Source organism: Streptomyces sp. NPDC088923 (assembly GCF_044749745.1).
Classification (GTDB): domain Bacteria; phylum Actinomycetota; class Actinomycetes; order Streptomycetales; family Streptomycetaceae; genus Streptomyces.
In genome coordinates this window covers 371715-391048 of record NZ_JBIVIO010000004.1, presented here as the reverse complement: position 1 = coordinate 391048, position 19334 = coordinate 371715, and the positions used below count along the sequence as shown (strand labels likewise).

13 protein-coding genes and 1 pseudogene are annotated in these 19334 nt (G+C 74.7%); 8 read left to right on the top strand and 6 right to left on the bottom strand.

Translation table 11 applies throughout. The annotated features are described in order from the left end of the window. Positions 1 to 35: 35 nt before the first annotated feature. The 4 genes and pseudogenes from ACIP4O_RS19675 to allB form a co-directional block, all read right to left on the bottom strand. Positions 36 to 854, bottom strand: a pseudogene (locus tag ACIP4O_RS19675) (GNAT family N-acetyltransferase); the annotation flags it as partial. A gap of 129 nt (positions 855 to 983) precedes the next feature. Beyond that, complete coding sequence (locus ACIP4O_RS19670) at positions 984 to 1433, bottom strand: ribonuclease (RefSeq protein ID WP_401575998.1); 450 nt, start codon at positions 1431 to 1433, stop codon at positions 984 to 986. A gap of 172 nt (positions 1434 to 1605) precedes the next feature. Continuing rightward, positions 1606 to 2721 (bottom strand): allantoicase, encoded by a 1116-nt coding sequence (gene alc, locus ACIP4O_RS19665; protein WP_401575997.1) that lies wholly within the window; start codon positions 2719 to 2721, stop codon positions 1606 to 1608. A 41-nt stretch (positions 2722 to 2762) separates the two neighbouring features. After that, positions 2763 to 4115: an allantoinase AllB gene (gene allB, locus ACIP4O_RS19660; protein ID WP_401575995.1), complete on the bottom strand. Its 1353-nt coding sequence runs from the start codon at positions 4113 to 4115 to the stop codon at positions 2763 to 2765. Positions 4116 to 4346: 231 nt separating this feature from the next. Here allB and ACIP4O_RS19655 point away from each other — a divergent pair, with 231 nt between their 5' ends. Next, the gene (locus ACIP4O_RS19655) at positions 4347 to 5150 is read left to right on the top strand and encodes an IclR family transcriptional regulator (RefSeq protein WP_401575993.1); all 804 of its coding nucleotides are present in this window, start codon (positions 4347 to 4349) and stop codon (positions 5148 to 5150) included. A 173-nt stretch (positions 5151 to 5323) separates the two neighbouring features. On the opposite strand, the gene ACIP4O_RS19650 is transcribed toward ACIP4O_RS19655, so the two are convergent. Continuing rightward, the gene (locus tag ACIP4O_RS19650) at positions 5324 to 5677 is read right to left on the bottom strand and encodes a DUF5955 family protein (RefSeq protein ID WP_401575991.1); all 354 of its coding nucleotides are present in this window, start codon (positions 5675 to 5677) and stop codon (positions 5324 to 5326) included. A 217-nt stretch (positions 5678 to 5894) separates the two neighbouring features. On the opposite strand from ACIP4O_RS19650, the gene ACIP4O_RS19645 reads away from it, so the two are divergent. Both ACIP4O_RS19645 and aceB read left to right on the top strand, forming a co-directional pair. Continuing rightward, on the top strand, positions 5895 to 6515 hold the full coding sequence (locus ACIP4O_RS19645; RefSeq protein WP_401575989.1) for an NTP transferase domain-containing protein: 621 nt from the start codon (positions 5895 to 5897) through the stop codon (positions 6513 to 6515). A gap of 217 nt (positions 6516 to 6732) precedes the next feature. Next, positions 6733 to 8361 carry a malate synthase A gene (gene aceB, locus ACIP4O_RS19640; RefSeq protein ID WP_401575987.1) on the top strand — a complete coding sequence of 543 codons (1629 nt, stop codon included), beginning with the start codon at positions 6733 to 6735 and terminating at the stop codon, positions 8359 to 8361. 106 nt (positions 8362 to 8467) lie between these two features. Here the strand turns inward: aceB and ACIP4O_RS19635 are convergent, their stop codons facing one another. Then, positions 8468 to 9343 (bottom strand): HipA family kinase, encoded by an 876-nt coding sequence (locus tag ACIP4O_RS19635; protein WP_401575985.1) that lies wholly within the window; start codon positions 9341 to 9343, stop codon positions 8468 to 8470. A gap of 212 nt (positions 9344 to 9555) precedes the next feature. Between ACIP4O_RS19635 and ACIP4O_RS19630 the strand changes: the two genes are divergently transcribed. From ACIP4O_RS19630 to ACIP4O_RS19610, 5 genes are all read left to right on the top strand, one after another. After that, positions 9556 to 10809, top strand: a complete 1254-nt coding sequence (locus ACIP4O_RS19630) for a hypothetical protein (RefSeq protein ID WP_401575983.1) — start codon at positions 9556 to 9558, stop codon at positions 10807 to 10809. Between the two features lie 26 nt (positions 10810 to 10835). Then, complete coding sequence (locus ACIP4O_RS19625; protein ID WP_401575981.1) at positions 10836 to 12860, top strand: caspase family protein; 2025 nt, start codon at positions 10836 to 10838, stop codon at positions 12858 to 12860. Between the two features lie 46 nt (positions 12861 to 12906). Continuing rightward, complete coding sequence (locus ACIP4O_RS19620; protein ID WP_401575979.1) at positions 12907 to 14016, top strand: AAA family ATPase; 1110 nt, start codon at positions 12907 to 12909, stop codon at positions 14014 to 14016. Continuing rightward, on the top strand, positions 14013 to 17936 hold the full coding sequence (locus ACIP4O_RS19615) for an SAV_2336 N-terminal domain-related protein (RefSeq protein ID WP_401575978.1): 3924 nt from the start codon (positions 14013 to 14015) through the stop codon (positions 17934 to 17936). Before ACIP4O_RS19620 ends, ACIP4O_RS19615 begins: the two co-directional genes overlap by 4 nt. Positions 17937 to 18116: 180 nt before the next feature. Next, positions 18117 to 19334, top strand: coding sequence for a substrate-binding domain-containing protein (locus ACIP4O_RS19610; RefSeq protein ID WP_401575977.1), 1218 nt, complete (start codon positions 18117 to 18119; stop codon positions 19332 to 19334).

Genomic DNA, 19334 nt, shown 5'->3' with positions numbered 1-19334 from the left:
CGCCGCCGCAGGCCGCCCCGGGTGCGGGACCGGGGCGGGACGTGCGCGGCGCGGAAGAGGGCGTCGGCCCGGGCGGCGGCGTCGGGGCCGTGGGCGCGGATGTGCCCGGCCCGTACGAGGATGCTCGGCGCGGTGCCGCCGAGGTGGACGGTGCCAGGTGGCGGTCGACGTCGAGGACGAGTTCGCCGTCCGCGCCCCCGGCGCGCGCGGTCAGCGCGCCGGTATTGTCGAGGAGCCGTACCCAGAGCCAGTCGGTGTCCTCGGTCGCCTCGCCCGCGCGCGGGTCCGCGAACCTCCAGCGCAGCGGGTGCCCGGGCGGGACGTGTTTGATGACGGTCCTGGTGGCCAGGTCGTGGCCGAGGAGGAAGCCGGCCAGGGCGGTGAACAGGCGTCGTCGGTGGTGACGAGCTCGTCGGCGGTGAGGGTCTCGGACGCGAGGGAGTGGCTCGCGTACCCGTCGGGGAGGCCGTGTGCGTCCCGGTGGACGGCGGTGAGGCGCGGCGCGGCGGAGACCAGCGGCTGGCCCGCGCGCAGGGACCACCGGCGGTGCGGCCGGGAGAGGGCGCCCGGCTGGGCGCGGCGGTACGTGTCGTAGACCCGCTCCAGGATCTCCCCGCACTCGGCGCGCCGCAGCACCTCGATCGAACCGGTCCCGGGCGCCGCGCCCGCGCGCGGTGGCTCGAAGGCGGCCTTGTCGCGCGGCACGGCCAGCCGGGTCGTGCGGGTCGCCGGACCATAGCCGTACCCGCCGTGGATCGGGGCCTCGGAGGCGAGCAGCAGGGCGAGGGGTTCGCCGCGTTCGCGCGGGTCCGTGGGCGTCGGCGCGTCATCGCGGTGAGGACGTCCTGGCACCGGCACGCCGCCCCACCGTGCGCCGTCGAGCCGTGGGGGGACGCGCGGTGGGGCGGGAGGCGCCTGCGCCGGTGGGTGCCGGCTACCGGCGGGGCGCCGGGGGAAATGGTCGGTGCGCGGGCTCCGCCGGTTCAGCAGGTGAAGTCGATCAGGTCGAAGCTCGCGTAGTGGTCGGAGGTGTAGTAGTCCTCGTCGGTCTTCTCGCCGGTCACGACGCGGCGCGCGCCGCGGTCCGAGGAGCCGGGTGTCTTCACGGTGTACTCGTGGTAGTAGCCGGTGGACTGGTCGGGGAGGACTCCCTCGCGGTTCTGGAAGACGATGCCGTCCTGCGGGTACGGGAACGGGCCGCCCTCGTCGATGAGTTCGAGCGTGTCGTGGGCCTGGCTCGGCAGGGCCGAGGAACAGATGTCGCCGACCGCGGCCGCGTCGGCCCGGGTGAGGACGGTGGCGGAGACGGGGGACGGGTCCTGCGCCTGCGCCTGCGCGGTGGCCGCCGGGCCGCCGATCAGGAGGGCGGCACCGAGCGCGGTGAGGGCGGCGAGTCGGGGGGTGCGGGACAAGGTGTGGGGGTGTCGTCGCATGGCATCCACGATGACGCGCGTAGATGCCGGTGTCCATGTCAACCCGGGTGAAAGTTACGTGTGTTGGTGAACGGCTGGTGCACGCGGCGTGTGCCGGCGCGGACCACGCGCCCCCGGGCGTACGCGACCCAAGGGCCACGCGCCCCCGGCACGCCCCCGCACCGCAGGCGCCTCAGCCACCCAATTCCCCTACTTTCCGAGCCAGTTCACTCATGCCTCGCTCGCTCAGACTCCCGTGCAGCCGCAGTCGCGAGACGCCGCCGTCGGGGTGGATGTCGAGGCGCGCGTGGGTCGCGTGGACGGGGTGGTCGAGGAGGAAGCGGTGCGGGGTGTCGGGCTGGAGGCGGGTGGGCGGGAGGAGTTCGGCCCACGGCCCCTCGTCCTCGCGCACCGAGAGCGCCGCCCAGCCCGCGGCGTTGCCGAGGTAGCAGGCGGTGTCGATCTCGACGGCACGGATCTCGCCGTGCCCGGCGAGCGCGTACCGCACCCAGTCGTGCCCGTCGTCGCGCCGCCGCCGCGTCTCCCAGCCTTCGTGCATGGATCGCGAACGCCCCGGGCGCAGTGTGTTGGCGGGCGGCGAGTAGAAGCGGTCGGAGGCGTCCTCGGCGCGGCCGCCGTGCTCCTGCGCGGCGAGGTCGAAGGTGCCGAGCGCGGCGAGCCAGCGCGGATCGGGCACGACGTCCCCGTACACGCGCAGCCGGGCGATCCCCCCGTCCGGGTACTGCCGCAGCCGTACGTGCGTGAACCGGCGTGCGACCGCGACGGGGAAACCGTTCGCCGCGTGCCCGCCGACTTCCGTACGCGGTATCAGAGTTGTCCACCGCACGCCGGGGGCGAGCAGGTCCTCGGGGCTCGGGTGGCCCGGCAGCGCGGCGGCCTCGACGCTCACCGCGCGCGGGTGGTTGCCGCGGAAGTGGGCGGTGTCGACGAGGAGTCCGCGCACGACGCCGGGGGTCGCGAGGCGGATGAGCGCCCAGTCGTGGTCCTCGGCGTCCGGCCAGGGGTGCGCGGGGCCCGTGCCGCGACGGCGGCGGGTCTCCCAGCCGTCCATGATCTTGCCCTTGTGGCCGTACGCGTCCGGTTCGAAGCGGGGGCGGTCGGGGGCGAGCAGGTTCTCGCGCTCGGCGAAGAACTCGTCGTTGGCGGCGACGACGCAGCCGCCGAGCCCGCGGTCCGCGAGGTCGGGGAGGTGCGTGAAGGGGTGTGCGGTGGCGCGGTAGTCGGCGTAGGGGTCGCCGCCGGTGTAGGGCTGGGCGGGGCCGGTGAAGGCAGGGGGCGTCGCGGTCACGGCGGGCGTGGTTCCTTTCGTCGCTTCGGAGGTGCGCGCGGTCACGGCTCCCGGCGCAGCAGTTTCCCCTGGGGTGCGGTGAACTCGCCTTCTGTGTACGCACGTCGGCCCCGCACCCAGGTGGAGCGGACGACGCCGCGCAGGGTGCGGCCGGCGTAGGCGGTGACGGCGTTGCGGTGGTGGAGGCGAGTGGGCTCGACGGTGAATTCGGCCTCGGGGGCGAAGACCGTGAAGTCGGCGTCCCTGCCCGGCGCGAGAGCGCCTTTCGTGGTGAGCCCCGCGAGGGCCGCGGGTGCGGTGGACATACGGCGCACGACGTCGGCGAGCCCCGTCCCGCGCGCCCGCGCCGCCGTCCAGACGGCGGGCAGGCCGAGCTGGAGCGAGGAGATCCCGCCCCAAGCGCTGGCGAAGTCAGGCGACTTGAGGTCGGCGGTCGACGGGGAGTGGTCGGAGACGACGCAGTCGAGCGTGCCGTCCGCGAGCGCCTGCCACAGGGCCTCCTGGTTGGCGGCCTCCCTGATGGGCGGACAGCACTTGAACTCCGTCGCGCCGTCCGGGACTTCCTCGGCGGTGAGGGTGAGGAAGTGCGGGCAGGTCTCGGCGGTGACGCGCGCTCCGGCCGCTTTCGCCTCGGCGATGAGCGGCAGCACGTCGGCGCTGGAGACGTGCAGGACGTGGACGCGGGCGCCGGGATGGCGGGCCGCGGCCTCCAACAGGAGGCGGACGGCCTCGCGTTCGGCGGCGTGGGGACGCGAGGCGAGGAAGTCGCGGTAGTGGGGGCCGGGGCGCTGGGGTGCGGTGGCGAGGTGGTGGGGGTCCTCGGCGTGCACGAGGAGGAGGCCGTCGAACGCGGCGAGGGCGGCGAGGGCCGTGTCGAGGCCCGCCGCGTCCAGCGGGGGGAACTCCTCGACGCCGGACGGGGAGAGGAAGCACTTGAAGCCGAGGACCCCGGCGTCGTGGAGTGGCCGCAGGTGGGCCGCGTTGCCGGGGATCGCGCCGCCCCAGAAACCGACGTCGATGTGCGCGCGCGGGGCCGCGACCTCCCGCTTGCGGCGCAGGTGGTCGACGGTGGTGGTGGGCGGGAGGGAGTTGAGCGGCATGTCGACGAGTGTCGTGACGCCCCCGGCGGCGGCCGCGCGGGTCGCGGTCGTGAAGCCCTCCCAGTGGGCGCGCCCGGGGTCGTTGACGTGGACGTGCGTGTCGACGAGGCCGGGCAGCAGGGCGTCGTCGCCGAGGTCGCGCACGCGACAGCCCTCGGGCGCCGCGCTCTCGTACGGAAGGACCGCGCTGATCACGGGGCCCGTGACCGCGACGGCGGCGGGGCGCGGCGGGCCCTCCGGGAGCACGGTGCGGGTGGAGCGGAGGAGGAGGTCGGGCGGTGCGGCGGCGGTCATGGCGGGCCCCCTGGTCGACGCCTGCGAAAGCGTTCAACGTTCTGTTGAATCCCTGCCGTGAGTCTCTGCCGCCCCAAGCACCCCGTCAAGAGCGCCGCACAAGGCGACCCACCCTGCTCCTTTTCGGTAACCGGAAATAAACTTTCACGTAACAAGGTCCTCGGTGCGGCCCGAAACGTCCCGCCCGGTAGGCTGCTGCTTCGCCCGTCCGTCCCCTGAAAGGACCGCGCCGTGCCGACGCCGAGCACCAGCGACACCGCCGCTCCCCCGAAGTCCGCGGTCGCCGGGGGCGTGCAGTCCCTGGAGCGCGCCTTCGACCTCCTTGAGCGCATGGCGGACGCGGGCGGCGAGGTCGGCCTGAGCGAACTCGCCACGAGCAGCGGCCTCCCGCTCCCCACGATCCACCGCCTCATGCGCACGCTCGTCGCGACCGGTTACGTACGCCAGCAGGAGAACCGGAGATACGCGCTGGGCCCGCGCCTGATCCGGCTCGGCGAGTCCGCCTCGCGGCTGCTCGGCACGTGGGCGCGCCCCTATCTCGCACGGCTCGTCGAGGAGACGGGCGAGACGGCGAACATGGCACTGCTCGACGGCGACGAGGTCGTGTACGTGGCACAGGCGCCCTCGAAGCACTCGATGCGCATGTTCACCGAGGTCGGCCGCCGGGTCCTGCCGCACTCGACGGGGGTGGGCAAGGCCCTCCTCGCCGACAGCGCCCCTGGCGAGGTGCGCGCGCTGCTCGCCCGTACGGGCATGCCCGCGGCGACCGACCGCACCCTGACGACCCCCGAGTCCTTCCTCGCGGCGCTCGACGACGTGCGGGCGCGCGGCTTCGCGGTCGACGACAACGAGCAGGAGATCGGGGTGCGCTGCCTCGCGGTGTCCGTCCCGCACTCCCCCACGACGGCGGCGCTCTCGGTCTCGGGCCCGGCGGGCCGCCTCACCGACGAGGCGATGGCGCGTCACGTACCGGTACTGCGGCAGGTCGCGGCCGAGTTGTCCGAGGCACTCGCGCGCCGCGCGGAGCAGGCGTAGCGAAGCCCCTTGGGGCGGCGTCCCGCGCGGGCGGACGGGGTGGCGCCGCGGGCACGCCCTACGCGCCGGAGCCGCCACCGCGCCCCGCACGCCCACGCCGCGCCCCGCACGCCCACGCCGCGCCCCGTCCGCCCGCACCCCGTCCGCCCGCACCCGTACGTCCGAGCCCCCGCTCAGCGCCCGCCCGCACCCCCGAACAGCTCGACCGCCGCGCGCAGTCGGGCGAGGGCGGGGGCGAGGGCGCTCACCGAGCCCGTGGTCGCCGCGAGGCGCAGGAGGGGACCGCTGAGGGCGGCCGGGCTGGGAGCCGGGCCGGACAGGAGGCCGGTCAGCGCGGCGAGTTCCTCCTCGGCGAGGTCCCTGTCGGGGAGATGGGCGGGCAGCGCGGCAAGAGCGCGGCGCAGGACCGTCACGGCCTCGCGCAACTCCGCGATGCGCGGGTCCTCCTGCTCCTCGACGGGCCGCCGTCCGCCCGCCGTTCCTCCCGCGCCGACGACGGGCACACCCGTCCGGTCCGTACCGGTCACAAGCGGCACTCCTCCCCCTCCGCACGTCCTCGTGCGTCTACCCGAATTCGTTCGCCGGCCGCGGCTGGTCAGGCGCACGGCAGCGCGAACGGTGCCCAGTATTCGCCACCGCGCGCCGACACGCCAGCCGGTACACGCCCCACCCGCGCCGTACGCGCCCCGCCCGTAGGGTCGCCGCACACGCGCGCCGGTACGGACCGGCCGGAGGGAGGCAGCGGTGACGACGGGAGCGGAGGGCGGGACGGCCGGGATCGTGCTCGCGGCCGGGGGCGGGCGGCGACTCGGGGGAAGACCCAAGGCGCTTCTGGAGTACGGGGGTTCACCGCTCGTCGCGCGTGCCGTCGCCCTCGCGCGGGCGGGTGGCTGCGGGCGCGTGCACGTCGTGACGGGGGCCGGGGCACAGGGGGCGCGCGCGGCCGGGGAGCGCGCCGGGGCGGCGCCGGAGGCGTGGGTGCGCAACCCGGCGTGGGAGACGGGCATGGGGTCCTCGCTGCGGGCCGGTCTCGCCTCGCTCGCCGGGACGGGGGCACGCGCGGCGCTCGTACTGCTCGTGGACCAGCCGGGGATCACGCCGGAGGCGGTGGCGCGCGTCCTCGCCGCGCACGAGGGTCCCGCGACGCTCGCCGCGGCGGCCTACGGCGGCGAGCGCGGACACCCGGTACTGCTCGGTGCCGCGCACTGGGCGGGGGTCGCGGCGGGGGCCGCGGGCGACCAGGGGGCGCGGGCCTACCTGCGGGAGCACGCGAGGGAGATCCGGCTCGTGGAGTGCGGGGACCTCTGCGAGCCGTACGACATCGACACACCCGAGGACCTGCGGCGGCTGCGCGGGACGCCCTGAGCCACGCGGCCGACCGGGATGGCACCGAGGGACATCGACCCGAAGGACCCCAGCCATTGACTTCCGCCATAAGAAAACTAGTATCCACTAGCAAGCGGAAAACGTGGGTCTTTCCGTTCACACACCCCACATCCCTCACCACCCGCCCCCGAACCCGCATGGCACGCAGTGCCATGCACGACGTGCCGCCCCCGCCGAAGCCGAAGGAGTGCCCCTCATGTCCGCACCCGCTCCCGCCGTCGTCGTCGCCGACGCCCCGCACGCGAGCCGGCAGGAGGAGATCCTCACCCCGGCCGCCCTCGCCTTCCTCGCCGAGCTGCACCGCGCCTTCGCGCCGCGCCGCGCCGAGCTCCTCGCGCACCGCGCCGAGCGCCGCGCGGAGATCGCCCGTACCGCCTCGCTCGACTTCCTGCCCGGGACGCGCGCGATCCGCGAGGACGACTCCTGGCGCGTCGCGCCCGCCCCCGAGGCGCTCCAGGACCGCCGCGTCGAGATCACGGGCCCGACCGACCGCAAGATGACGATCAACGCGCTCAACTCGGGCGCCAAGGTGTGGCTCGCCGACTTCGAGGACGCCTCCGCGCCCACCTGGGAGAACGTCATCGGCGGCCAGGCCAACCTGATCGACGCCTTCGAGCGGAAGATCGACTTCACCGACGCACGCACCGGCAAGAGCTACGCACTGCGCCCCGAAGGGGAGTTGGCCACCGTCGTGGTCCGCCCGCGCGGCTGGCACCTGGACGAACGCCACCTGGAGGTCGACGGCGAGGCCGTCCCCGGCGGGCTCGTCGACTTCGGGCTCTACTTCTTCCACAACGCCGAGCGGCTCGCCGCGCGCGGCCTCGGCCCGTTCTTCTACCTGCCGAAGACGGAGTCGCACCTCGAAGCGCGGCTGTGGAACGACGTGTTCACGCTCGCCCAGGAGAAGCTGGGCATCCCGCACGGCACCGTCCGCGCGACCGTCCTCATCGAGACGATCACCGCCGCCTACGAAATGGAGGAGATCCTCTACGAGTTGCGCGAGCACGCCGCCGGGCTCAACGCGGGCCGCTGGGACTACCTCTTCTCCATCGTGAAGAACTTCCGTGACGGCGGTGCCAAGTTCGTCCTCCCGGACCGCAACGCCGTGACGATGACGGCCCCGTTCATGCGCGCGTACACCGAACTCCTCGTGCGCACCTGCCACAAGCGCGGCGCGCACGCGATCGGCGGTATGGCCGCGTTCATCCCCTCGCGCAAGGACCCGGAGGTCAACAAGACCGCCTTCGCGAAGGTCCGTGCCGACAAGGACCGCGAGGCGGCGGACGGTTTCGACGGCTCCTGGGTCGCGCACCCCGACCTCGTCCCCGTCGCCCTGGAGTCCTTCGACGCGGTGCTCGGCGAGCGCCCGAACCAGAAGGAGCGGCTGCGCGAGGACGTCGACGTGGCCGCGAGCGACCTCATCGCGATCGACTCGCTGGAGGCGCGGCCGACCTACGACGGTGTCGTCAACGCGGTGCGGGTCGGCATCCGCTACATCGAGGCGTGGCTGCGCGGCTCGGGTGCGGTCGCGATCTTCAACCTGATGGAGGACGCGGCGACGGCCGAGATCTCCCGCTCGCAGCTGTGGCAGTGGATCAACGCGGGCGTCGAGGTCGAGCACGAGGGCGCGCCCGTCCTCGTCACGCGCGAGCTGGTGCGCCGGGTCGCCGACGAGGACCTGGCCGCGCTCCGCGCCGAGCTGGGCGAGGAGGCGTATGCGGCGGGCCGCTGGGACGAGGCGTACGCGCTGCTCCTGGAGGTCGCGCTCGCCGATACGTATGCGGACTTCCTCACGGTTCCGGCGTATGCGCGGCTGAGGGGCTGAAGGGGCCGGGGCTTCGCCCCGAAGCCCCCTGTGGCGGAGCCCCAGGCCCCATTTTTTGGGGCTCCGCCCCAAACCCCGCTCCTCAAACGCCGGAGGGGCTGAATACTCAGCGTCCGTGCAGGTCCGGGACGTGCTGGAGCCAGGCCGGGCGGCCCGCAAGGGTGCGGTTCCTGCGGCGCTGCTCGGCCTCGGAGAGTTCGGTCGCGGTCGGGAAGTCCGTGGGGAGCCAGCGGGGGGAGAGTGCGGCGCGCTCGGCGAGTTGGCGTACGTACGCGTCCCTGACCTCGCCCGGCGTGGCGAAGCCCTCCTCCTCGGCGAGCCACGCGTCCGGTACGAGGGCGACGACCTCGCGCAGCAGCTCCTCGCCGACCCGCGGGGCCAGCTCGGCGTCGGCGGCGCGCGTGTCGGGCGCGTAGCCGCCGAGGGCGTGCGCCCGGAAGTCGTACGCCTTGCCCCGGGCGTCCTCGGCCCCCGCCCAGCGGTGGTGGAAGACGAGCGCGGCGCCGTGGTCGATGAGCCACAGGCGCGGCGGCGCGACGCCGCGCGTGGGCCACACGAGCAGGTTGGTGCTGTGCACGGTGCGGTCGACGTTCGCGGTGAGTCCGTCGAGCCACACGATCCGCCCCGCCTCGACCGGATCGACGGCGAACTCCCCCGCGACGAAGTCCTCCGCCCCCGACAGGTAGTCCATCCCGAGGTTGACCCCGCCGCTCGCGTCGAGCAGCTCCCGCACCTCCTGATGCGGCTCCCCCGCGCCCAGCGCCGGATCGAAGTCCACGAGCACCAGCTCGGGCACGCGGAGTCCGAGCCGCCGCCCCAGCTCCCCCACGATCACCTCCGCGACGAGCGCCTTGCGCCCCTGCGCGGCCCCGGTGAACTTGACGACATACGTGCCCAGGTCGTCGGCCTCGACGACGCCGGGCACGGAGCCACCCCCGTGCAAGGGCTCGACGTACCGGGTGGCGGTGACTTCCCTCAGCACGACCCCTGCCACCTCGCCTTTCCGAGCCCCGCCACGCCTGCCCGCGCGGCGTGAGCATCGTAACCGAGGGTGACATTCCCGGCGTGCGCACGCCCCGCCCGAACGCCCCGCCGGCCCATCACGTCCCCGGGTGGATTTCGCGCGACTCCCCCGCCCTCCCGCCTCTGCGCCGCTATCGTCTTTCCGCGGACCATCGACCGACGGGGGCCGGTATGCGTTTTCTGTTCGTCCACGGCACGGGGGTACGGCACGAGCGCCACGAGGTGCTCACCGGGCGGATACGGGAGGGCCTCGGCAAGGTGCTGCCCGGGGCCGTGGTCGACTCCCCTTACTGGGGGGACCGCTTCGGGGCGCTCGCGCTCCCGGACGGGCGGGCCCGTTCGGTGCCCGCGCGGCGCCGCCCCCGTACCCCGGCGGAGGACCCGCGTACCCCCGCGGCCGCCCCGGGCGACGACGCGCCCGGCGACCCGGTCGCCGACGAGTGGGGGCTGCTCCTCGTCGACCCGCTGTGCGCGCTGCGGCTCGCCGCCGAGACAGGCTGGGAGGACACCGGCTACGGGCCGCCGGGGGTACGGGCCGCGGGGCTCGGCGTGCTCGAACTGCTGCGTGAACTGCCGCCCCCAGGCGACGACTTGGCGGCTCTGCTGGACGATACGGGGCTGTCCGTCGCGTACCCTCTCGCGCTCGCCTGGATCGGCGAGGCCCCGGAGACGGCGCGCGCCGCACGACGGGCCGAAGGGAGCGGCGCGGCGCGCGAGTTCGCCGGGGCCCTCGCCCGGGCCCTCGTCGCCGCGACGCTCGCGGAGGCCGGCGAGGAGGCGGAGTGCTCGGGCGCGGAACGGGACCAACTCCTGCTGCTCCTGACCGCGTTGCTCGGCGGGGAAGCGCGCGCGGGCGCGGGCCGCAAGGTCGCCGGGGTCTTCGGGGGGCTCGCGATGCGGCTGGGCGGTCAGCGCGCGCTCGGCATGAGCCGGGGCCGGCTCACCGGGTCCAGCTCCCCCTTCCTCGGCGACATCCTGCGCTACCAGGCGCGCGGCCACGAACTCCGCGCCCACCTGCGCGAGGAGATCGCCGCGCACCCCGGCCCGACCGTCCTCATCGGGCACAGCCTCGGCGGGATCGCGCTCTTCGACCTGCTCGCGGAGGCGGCGGCCGAGGGCGCGCCGCTGCCCGGCGTCCGCCTCCTCGTCACGGTCGGCTCGCAGGCCCCGTACCTCCACGAGATCGGCGCGCTCGCCTCGCTCGCACCCGGGCAACCGCTCCCGGCCGGCTTCCCGGAGTGGCTCAACTTCTTCGACCGGCAGGACCTCCTCGCGTACCTCGCCGAGCCGGTCTTCCCCGGCGACGCGCGCGTGCGGGACCACGAGCTGAGCAGCGGGCAGCCCTTCCTGCCCTGCCACAGCGCGTACTGGAAACTGCCCGCGCTCTACGAGCGACTCGCCGCCGCTGTCACGGACGGCGAGTGAGCCCGCACCTCCCCGGTCGTGAGCGCGTGAGGTTTCCGCACCAGCCCGTGCACAGCCACGTCGCCTCACCCAAGAGGACGTTCGCGCTCGTCGTCGGCGTCGAGCGCTACGAGGGCATGGGTGCGGACTGGGACCTGAGCGGCCCCGCGCGCGACGCGCTGCGCTTCGCGCGCTGGCTCACCGGGACCGCCGGGGTGCCGCAGGCCAACGTACGGCTGCTGCTCTCGCCGCTCGACGACCCGGCGGCGCTCGACTGGCGCGGCCTGGAGGAACTGCGCGAGCGGTACACCGAGGCGACCGGGGCGCATGTCGAGCACGCGCTCTTCGACGACCTCGCGGCATGCGACGGCGAATTCCTGTGGATCTACTGGGCAGGGCACGGCTTCCAGTCCCGCGGCCGCGCCGAGATGCTGCTGCTGTACCAGGACGCGACGCCCCACCTCCTGCGCCACCTCAACCTCGACGCGGCCCTCCACTGGTGGCACAGCGACTCCGTCGCGGCGCGCGGCTACACCCGGCAGGCGACCCTCGTCGACGCGTGCCGCCTGCCGACCCCCCTGGACGAGCGCGTGAACGTCCCCACGCACGACTACGGCGGCGGCACCCCGCTGCCCTGGCGCAAGCAGTTCCGGGTGTACGCGAGCGCGCCGGGCGAGGCCGCGGGGAACAACGGGGCCCACGCGGCCGGGGCGTTCACCGAGGAACTGCTCGCCGCGCTCGGGACCCGCACCCTCGACGCGGCGGCGCGCGAACTCACCGCCGTGTGCCGGGAGATCAACGCGCGCTTCGCCGAGCTGCGCGCCAAGGGCAGGGCGTGGCAGACCCCGCAGTTCCTCAAGGACCAGGACTGGGACGGCTGTTCGTTCCTCGACCTCGTCCCGGGCTCCGCCGAGGCGCTTCCCGCGCCCGCGCCCCGGCTCGACCAGCGGGCCTGGGACGAACTCGGCCATGCCTTCGCCGCCCACCCGCTGCCCCCGTACACGTACGACGCCTACGCCTGGGCCTTCGCGCAAGCGGGGTGCGCGCCCCCGCCGACCCCGGGGCTCCCCGCCTCCTCGCTCATCGAGATCGCACACGACCTCGACGCGCGGCACGGCGAGCGCGCGGGGCTCCCGCTCGTCCTGCCCTTCGTCCGCTTCCTGCGCCACCGCGCCACGGAGACCGGAGACGCGGGGAACGACGCGGGAGTTGACGCGGCCGCCCCCAGTGGGCGCGCGGCAGGCGGCGGCGAGCGGGCGTGGGCGCGGCGGCTTGAGAAGTGGGAGAAGACGACAGGCAAGCGGCTCGGCGCCCCCGCTCTCCCGCCGCCGCACCCTGCCGGGCACACCGCGACGCTCGTCGTCCGGCTCGAACCCGCCGCGCGGCCCGAGCGCTACCTCGTACGGGTGTGGCTGCGCCGCGAGCGCTCACGGCTCGTGTGGGAGTCCGCGGGCGCGCTCTCGCTCGCCGAGGTCCGTACGGCGCTGCTCGACCAGCTCGCCGAGGCGCGCGCGGACGGCGGGCCCGCGCCCGCGCGCGTCGTCGTCGACGTGCCCTTCGGGCTGCTCGCCGAGCCCTTCGACGAGTGGCCCGTGCCGCACCCGCGCCGCGGGCCGCGCGCGCTCGGGACGCTGTACGAGGTCGTCGTGTCATGCCCGGAGGACCGGCCCGCGCACGGCTCGGCGTGGGACCGTACGTGGGCGTGGCTGTGCGCGCACGGCGGCCGGCACCCGGACGCGGTACGGGTCCTGACGGCCGCCGAGGTCACGGACGCGCTCGCGGCCGAGCTGGAGGCGGGCGAGGGGCCCGCGTGTGTGGTGACGCACACCGAGCACGCGACGACGGCGCTCGTGCTCGACGCGGTACTCGAATCGGGGGTGCCGGTCGCCGTGTGGCGGCGCGACGGGCAGCCCGCGGCGCCGCTCCTCGCGCGCGTCGCCGAGCGGCCCGCCGATATCGACGTCCTCGCGCTGCCCGGCGCGGTGCGCACCCTGCGGCACACGACGGGGGCGCCCTTCGGGGTGCTGTGGGACGACCCCTCGTGCGTGACGGACAACCGGTCCCTGGCCTGACGAGAAAAAGCCCGGTGAATCAAGCCCGGTGAGACAGCGACGGAGGATGCGGACAGTGAAGGACTGGTGGCTCTACCAGGGGTCGGGGACGAGCGCGGAGCGGCGGGCCAGGCTCCTCTCCACCCCGGCGCCGCCCTGGCGCGCGTTCAACGGCGAGGGCGCGCACCCGCCGGCCGGGGCCGAGGGGCCCGCGTGGGAGCGGACCCGGGCGCGCGGCGCCGACTACGTGCCCGACGACGCGGAGACGGACGCCGTCAACACGGCGCTCTACCTGCGCCGCCCCCTCCTCGTCACGGGCAAGCCGGGGACCGGCAAATCCAGCCTCGCGCACAGCATCGCGACGGACCTCGGCCTCGGCCCGGTCCTGCATTGGCCGATCACCAGCCGCAGCGTGCTGCGCGAGGGCCTGTACCAGTACGACGCGATCGGGCGGCTCCAGGAGGCGAGCCTCGAACAGCTGCGGGTCACGACGGGGGCGGCCGGCCGGCGGGGCGGCGCGGGCAGGCGCGGCGGGGCGGCGGGCCGGGCGAGGCCGCGCGGCGGTGCGGCCCCGGCCGCCGCGCGGACGTCCCTCTCGCGCTTCCTGCGGCTCGGCGCGCTCGGCACCGCGCTGCTGCCCGCCGAGCAGCCGCGGGTGCTGCTCATCGACGAGATCGACAAGAGCGACATCGACCTGCCCGGCGACCTCCTGACGGTCTTCGAGGACGGCGGCTTCGCGATTCCCGAGCTGTCCCGTACGGCGCTCGACGAGCCCACCGTGGCCGTCGCGACCGCGGATCACGAGGCGGGACCGGCGACGATCACGGGCGGTCAGGTGCAGTGCCGGTACTTCCCCGTGGTGGTCATGACGAGCAACGGAGAGCGCGATTTCCCGCCCGCGTTCCTGCGCCGCTGCGTGCGCCTGCGCATGGAGCCGCCCAACGAGGAGAAGCTCGCCCGGATCGTCCGCAAGCGGCTCGCCGTCGATGTCACCGAGCACCCCGAGTACGCGCGGTTCGTCAAGGACTTCGTCGAGCGCCGGGCCGAGGGCGACCTCGCGACCGATCAGCTCCTCAACGCGATCCAGCTGCGGCTCAGCGAGGCGTGGCCGGACGAGGCCGACCGCGAGAAGTTCCTCGACACGGTCATGCGGAGACTCACGGGGCCGACGGCGTGAACGGCGCGGGGGGAGCGGGCGGCGAGGACCGTACCGCCGGGGCGGCGGGGGCCGGTGGCGAGGAGGCCCGCACGGCCGGAGAGGCCCGCACGGCCGGAGAGGCCCGCACGGCCGGAGAGGCCCGTACCGCCGCCCGTACCGCCACGGAGACGGAAGCCGGTGGCGGAGGCCCCCGTACCGGTGACGGCTTCGCGGCTCTCCTCGGCGCCTTCGCCGCGCACGGGATCGACGCGGGCCCCGAAGAGCTCGCCGATGTCCTGTGGATCGCCGCGCGCATTGACGCGGCGGTACGGCGCCCCCCGCCCGCGCCCCCGGGTCCGGTGCCCGCCTCGCCACCGGCCGCCACGGGACCCGCGCCCACCCGCCCGGAGCCCGTGGGTCCCGAACCCGTTCCGCCCGTGACCCGTGCCCCCACGCGATTGTTCCCGCGCCTCGGCGGCGGCGCGCGCGAGGCGCCCGCCGGGCCGCGCGGAGTGCCGCTGCGCGTGCCGCGCGCGCCCGCGCTCGACGACCCACTCGCCGTGATGCGCGCGCTGCGGCCGGTGGGGCGGCGGGCCGTGCGCGGCGCGGGTGAGGAGATCGACGAGGAGGCGACCGTCGAACACAGCGTGCGGCAGCGGGTGTTGACGCCGGTGCTGCGCCCCGCGGCCTCGCGCTGGCTCGATCTCGCGCTCGTCGTGGACACGCACCACTCGATGCTGTTGTGGACGGATCTCGTCGCCGAGCTGCGCCGGGCCCTCACGCGCAGCGGCGTCTTCCGCGACGTCCGCACATGGCATCTGAGCGGCACCGCGGCGGGCGGCACCCCGATGGTCGCGCACGCGCCGGGCGCCGCACCCCGGCACCCGAGGGAACTCGCCCAGCCCTCCGGGCACCGGCTCGTGCTGGTGTGCACGGATCTCGTCGCGGACGGCTGGCGCGGGCGGCCGCTGCTCGACGTCCTCGCCCAGTGGCGGCGCCACCACGCGGTCGCTGTGCTCGACGTGCTCCCCGAACGCCTGTGGGCGCGCGGCGCGGTCCGGCCGGCGCAAGGGGTGGTGCGCGCGGACCGGCCCGGTACGGCGGTACGGGCCTGGAGCGCGGCGCCCGCGGGCCGGCGGACGCGGCGCGCGGCGGGCGCCCCGGGCCCGGTCGTGCCGGTCGTCTCGGCGGCCCCCGACCGCCTCGCGGTCCTGGCCCGCCTCCTCGCGGGGGACGGCCGCTGGCACACGACGGCATGCCTGCCGCTGGCCCCGGAGCCCGGCCCGGCGGCGCCCGGCCCGCGGCGGCAGGGGCTCGACGCGGTGCTCCGCTTCCAGGAGACGGCCTCGCCCCTCGCGCAGCGCCTGGCCGCCCACCTCTCCGCGGTCCCGCTGACACTTCCCGTCATGACGCTCGTGCGCCATGCCCTCCTCCAGGGCTCCGACCAGGGGCACTTGGCCGAGGTCGCCCTCGGCGGCCTCCTCGACCCGTGGACCGCGCCGCCCCCCGGCACCAGCCCCGACGACCTCCTCCTCGACTTCCGCCCCGGCGTGCGCGAAGCGCTACTCGGCTCGCAGCTGCGGGGCGATGTCACGCGCGTACGGACCCTGGTGCGGCGGGAGTTGTGGGATCACCTGGCCCATATCCGCCCGCAGACCGGGGAGTTCGGGGCGGTACGGGTGCGGGGCGGCGAGCCGGGGCGGACCGTCCCGGCGGAAGGCGAAGCCTTCGCGCAGGGGCCGTTCGAAGGCGGGCCGGGGAACGGTCCCGCGGTGCGGGTCGTGCCGCTCCTGGACGAGCGCGGGCACACGGTGGGGCTCGGGACGCTCCTGTCGCAGCGCGTCGTACTGACGTGCCGGGAGGTGGTGCGCGAGACGACGGGGCCGTTGTGGGTGCGGGTCGAGGGGCGAAGGCTGTCGTGCCGGGTGCTGTGGCTCGGGCGCGACGAGGTGGACGCGGCCCTCCTGACGGCGGAGGAACCGGGCCGGCACCCCGCGTCCACGCCGTACGGGGGTCACCGGCCGCCACGGTGGGGGCGGCTGCCCAGCGGGGGGAACGAGGCGCTGGTGAGCGTGCGGGGGCGGCACCCGCGCGGGCGCGAACTCGTGCTGCGGGGGGTTACGAGACGGCTGCGCTCGGGGCTGGTCGTGGACCTCCTGGAGCCGGACAGCCGGATCGGCCCGGCGAGCCTCGCGGGCGCGCCCGTGCTCCAGGGCGACGCGGTCGTCGGGATGATCGCGACGCCGCGGCGTCCGGGCACGCTGCTCGCGGCGGTTCCGATGGCGCGACTGCTCGGGGACAAGGACGTGCGGGATCTGTTTCTGGCGGCGGGGGTGCCGGGTCCGGGTGCCGCCGAAGAGGCCGCCGCCGAGCCGGAGACAGCGATGTACCTGGCCGTGCGCCTGCTGTCCGCAAGCGATTCCGTGGACCTCGGGCAATGGCTGTCCCTGCCCGGGAGCCCGGAGCAGTGGGCGCGGTTCGAGTATCCGACGGCCTCGCCCGGCCCGGGTGAGCGCGGGACCTCGCGCGGCGTGCTGCTGGTGCTGCGCAACGGACTGCCCGAACTCAGGTACGTACTAGGGAGGTTGGCGAAAGCCGCCGAGTCGGACCGGGCGAGGCTCCTGTGCGCGGGCGCGTACGGTGTGGCCGGCCGCGCGATCGGGATCGGCGACTCGGCGGCGTCGCGGGAGGCGCGGGAGCTCCTTCTGGACCCGGCGACCGAGGAGTTCACGCGGTCCGAGCCGTCCCGGGCCAGTACGCGAACCCCGCTCGTGCTGAGCGGTTCGCTGCGCGAGTACCTGTTTCCCGCGCTCGGGCGGTGGGCGGACATGCCCTCGTTCACTCGCGGGGACCACCGCCACGGCTGGTTCTACCCGGGAGGCTTCGGCCTCCTGGCCAGGCGGCTGGAGGCCAGTGCGGCGTCCGGCCTGCCGTTGCGCCCGCGCTGTGCCGGCGGGCTCTCCCGCACCTGCCGGGCGCGCCCGCTGCCCGGTCACGCGCAATGCCTCGTCCACGTGAGCCACCGGGAGCGACGCGCGTACCTCGCGGCGCTGGAGCCGGGAGCGGATGTCGATTTCTCGGGGACCACCTTCAGCCGCTCCGTGGACTACGACAACGCTCCCCCCGCGGGCCTCGGCACAAACCCGGGGCTGCTGGGAGAGGTCCTGGCCGCCGTCCGCGATCCCGTCAGCGGGCGTCCGCGCTTCGGCACGGCCGTGTTCGACGGGTGCGTGTTCGCGGGTGGGGGCCAGACGGAATGGGTCGACGTCAGCTTCGAAGAAGCGTCCTTCGAGGGGGCTCTGTTCTCCCACGCCACAATTTTCAGCAATGCGAACTTCTACGGCGATACCTCATTCAAGGAGACAGGATTCCGCCAGGGCGTGACCTTTTCAAACGTCACCTTCGATGCCGCCGCCTCCTTCGAATCGGCGCATTTCCAGGGCGCCGTCACCTTTACCAACGTGCAGGTGAGAGGAGAGTTCGGGATGCCGAACTCGGCATCGGAGGGTTCGCTGACACTCCGCAAGCTCTTCTGCTACGGAATCGCAACGTTCCACGGCCTCGCCGTGGGGGGAGCCCTCCGCTGCGAGTCCGCACAATTCCGCAACGGCGCGGATTTCGGGTCGGCACAGCTACAGAACGACACCGTATTCAGGGACATCGAGTTCTGGAAGCGGTGCGATTTCACGCAAACGGAATTCTTGGAGCCCGCCCTTTTCGAGCGCACGGCCTTCCGCCTCTCCGCAGTTTTCGCCGGCACCGTTTTCCACCGCGCCGCACACTTCCGCTCCGTCGAGTTCCGCGACCTGACGGACTTCCGCCACTGCGCCTTCCTCGACGGCGGTGAACTCGACAGGGTCTTGTTCATGCGGCCCTACGCCGTGGGCGCCCTCATCGGCCCCGCCGACCCGTGGGTCACCCGCCACCTGCCGCCCAGCGCCCCCGCCCCGCCCCGCTGACCCACCCTCCATGTGCCCCGCCCACACCCCGCCCCCCGCGAGTACGGCGCGCGCCACCATGTCCGGCGCCGCCGTGCGGCCCCTACGGTCTGGCCGACAGTTCACCCGCGCCGCCACCGTCGTCCGTCGCAGGTCCGTCCCCCGTGGGGACGTGGTGGCCCCAGCGAAAGCCGGTCCGCCATGTCCCTCGCTCCTGCCCGCTCCGGAAGACTCGCCGCCCTCGCGGCCCTCTCGCTCGGCACACTGCTCCTCTCCGCCTGCGCCTCGCCCGGGACGGGCGGCTCCGAGGGGGCGAAGAGCGAGTCCGCGCCCGTGAAGGTCGGGCTCGTCTACTCCAGGACGGGGCCGCTCGCCGACTACGGCAAGCAGTACCTCCAGGGCTTCAAGGCGGGTCTCGACTACGCCACCAAGGGCACGAACAAGGTGGGCGGCCACAAGATCGTGGTGACCGAGCGGGACGACGCGGGGGACGCGGCGAAGGCGACGGCGGCGGGCAAGGACCTCATCGGCAAGGGCTACAAGATCCTCGCCGGGACGACGGACTCGGGCATCGCGCTCCAGATGGCGCCGCTCGCGGCGCAGAACAAGGTGCTCTTCCTCGACGGGCCCGCCGCGACCGACGCCGTCACCGGCATCAACAAGTACACCTTCCGCTCGGGCCGCCAGTCCTACCAGGACACCCTCACCGCCGCCGCGATGCTCGGCGACGCGAAGGGCAAGAAGGTCACGGTGCTCGCACAGGACTCGACCTTCGGGCAGGCGAACGTGGCCGCCGTGCGGGCCGTGCTCGGCAAGGAGGGCGCGAAGGTCTCGAAGGTGCTCGCGCCGCCGTCGGCGACCGACCTCACGCCGTTCGCGCGACAGGTGAAGTCGGCGAAGCCGGACCTCGTCTTCGTGGCCTGGGCCGGGGCGACCGCGCCCGCGCTGTGGACGGCGCTCGACCAGCAGGGCGTGCTCGGCTCGTCGAAGGTGACGACGGGACTCGCGGGCACCGCCTCGTACCCGGTCTTCGGCAAGGGCGGCGACAAGATCACCTTCCTCGCGCACTACTTCGGCGGCGCGGCGGGCACCGCGGCCGAGAAGGCGATGACCACGTCGGTGAAGGAACAGGGCGGCGTGCCGGACCTGTTCACGCCCGACGGCTTCACCGCCGCGCAGATGGTGGTGCGGGCCGCTGAGGAGAGCCCCGAGGACGCGGAGGGGATGATCAAGGCCCTGGAGGGCTGGTCGTTCGAGGGCGTCAAGGGCGCCACCGAGGTGCGCGCCGAGGACCACGCGCTGCTCCAGCCCATGTTCCAGGCCACCTTGGAGGGTACGGGCGCGAGCGCGCGACCGAAGCTCGTCAAGAAGCTCGACAAGGGCGAGGTCACCCCGCCGGTCCAGCCGATGAAGGGCTGA

Coding starts and splice junctions, on each gene's coding strand:
- ACIP4O_RS19670 (WP_401575998.1), bottom strand. CDS start 1,433: ATGCGACGACACCCCCACACCTTGTCCCGCACCCCCCGACTCGCCGCC.
- allB (WP_401575995.1), bottom strand. CDS start 4,115: ATGACCGCCGCCGCACCGCCCGACCTCCTCCTCCGCTCCACCCGCACC.
- ACIP4O_RS19610 (WP_401575977.1), top strand. CDS start 18,117: ATGTCCCTCGCTCCTGCCCGCTCCGGAAGACTCGCCGCCCTCGCGGCC.
- aceB (WP_401575987.1), top strand. CDS start 6,733: ATGTCCGCACCCGCTCCCGCCGTCGTCGTCGCCGACGCCCCGCACGCG.
- ACIP4O_RS19620 (WP_401575979.1), top strand. CDS start 12,907: ATGCGGACAGTGAAGGACTGGTGGCTCTACCAGGGGTCGGGGACGAGC.
- ACIP4O_RS19630 (WP_401575983.1), top strand. CDS start 9,556: ATGCGTTTTCTGTTCGTCCACGGCACGGGGGTACGGCACGAGCGCCAC.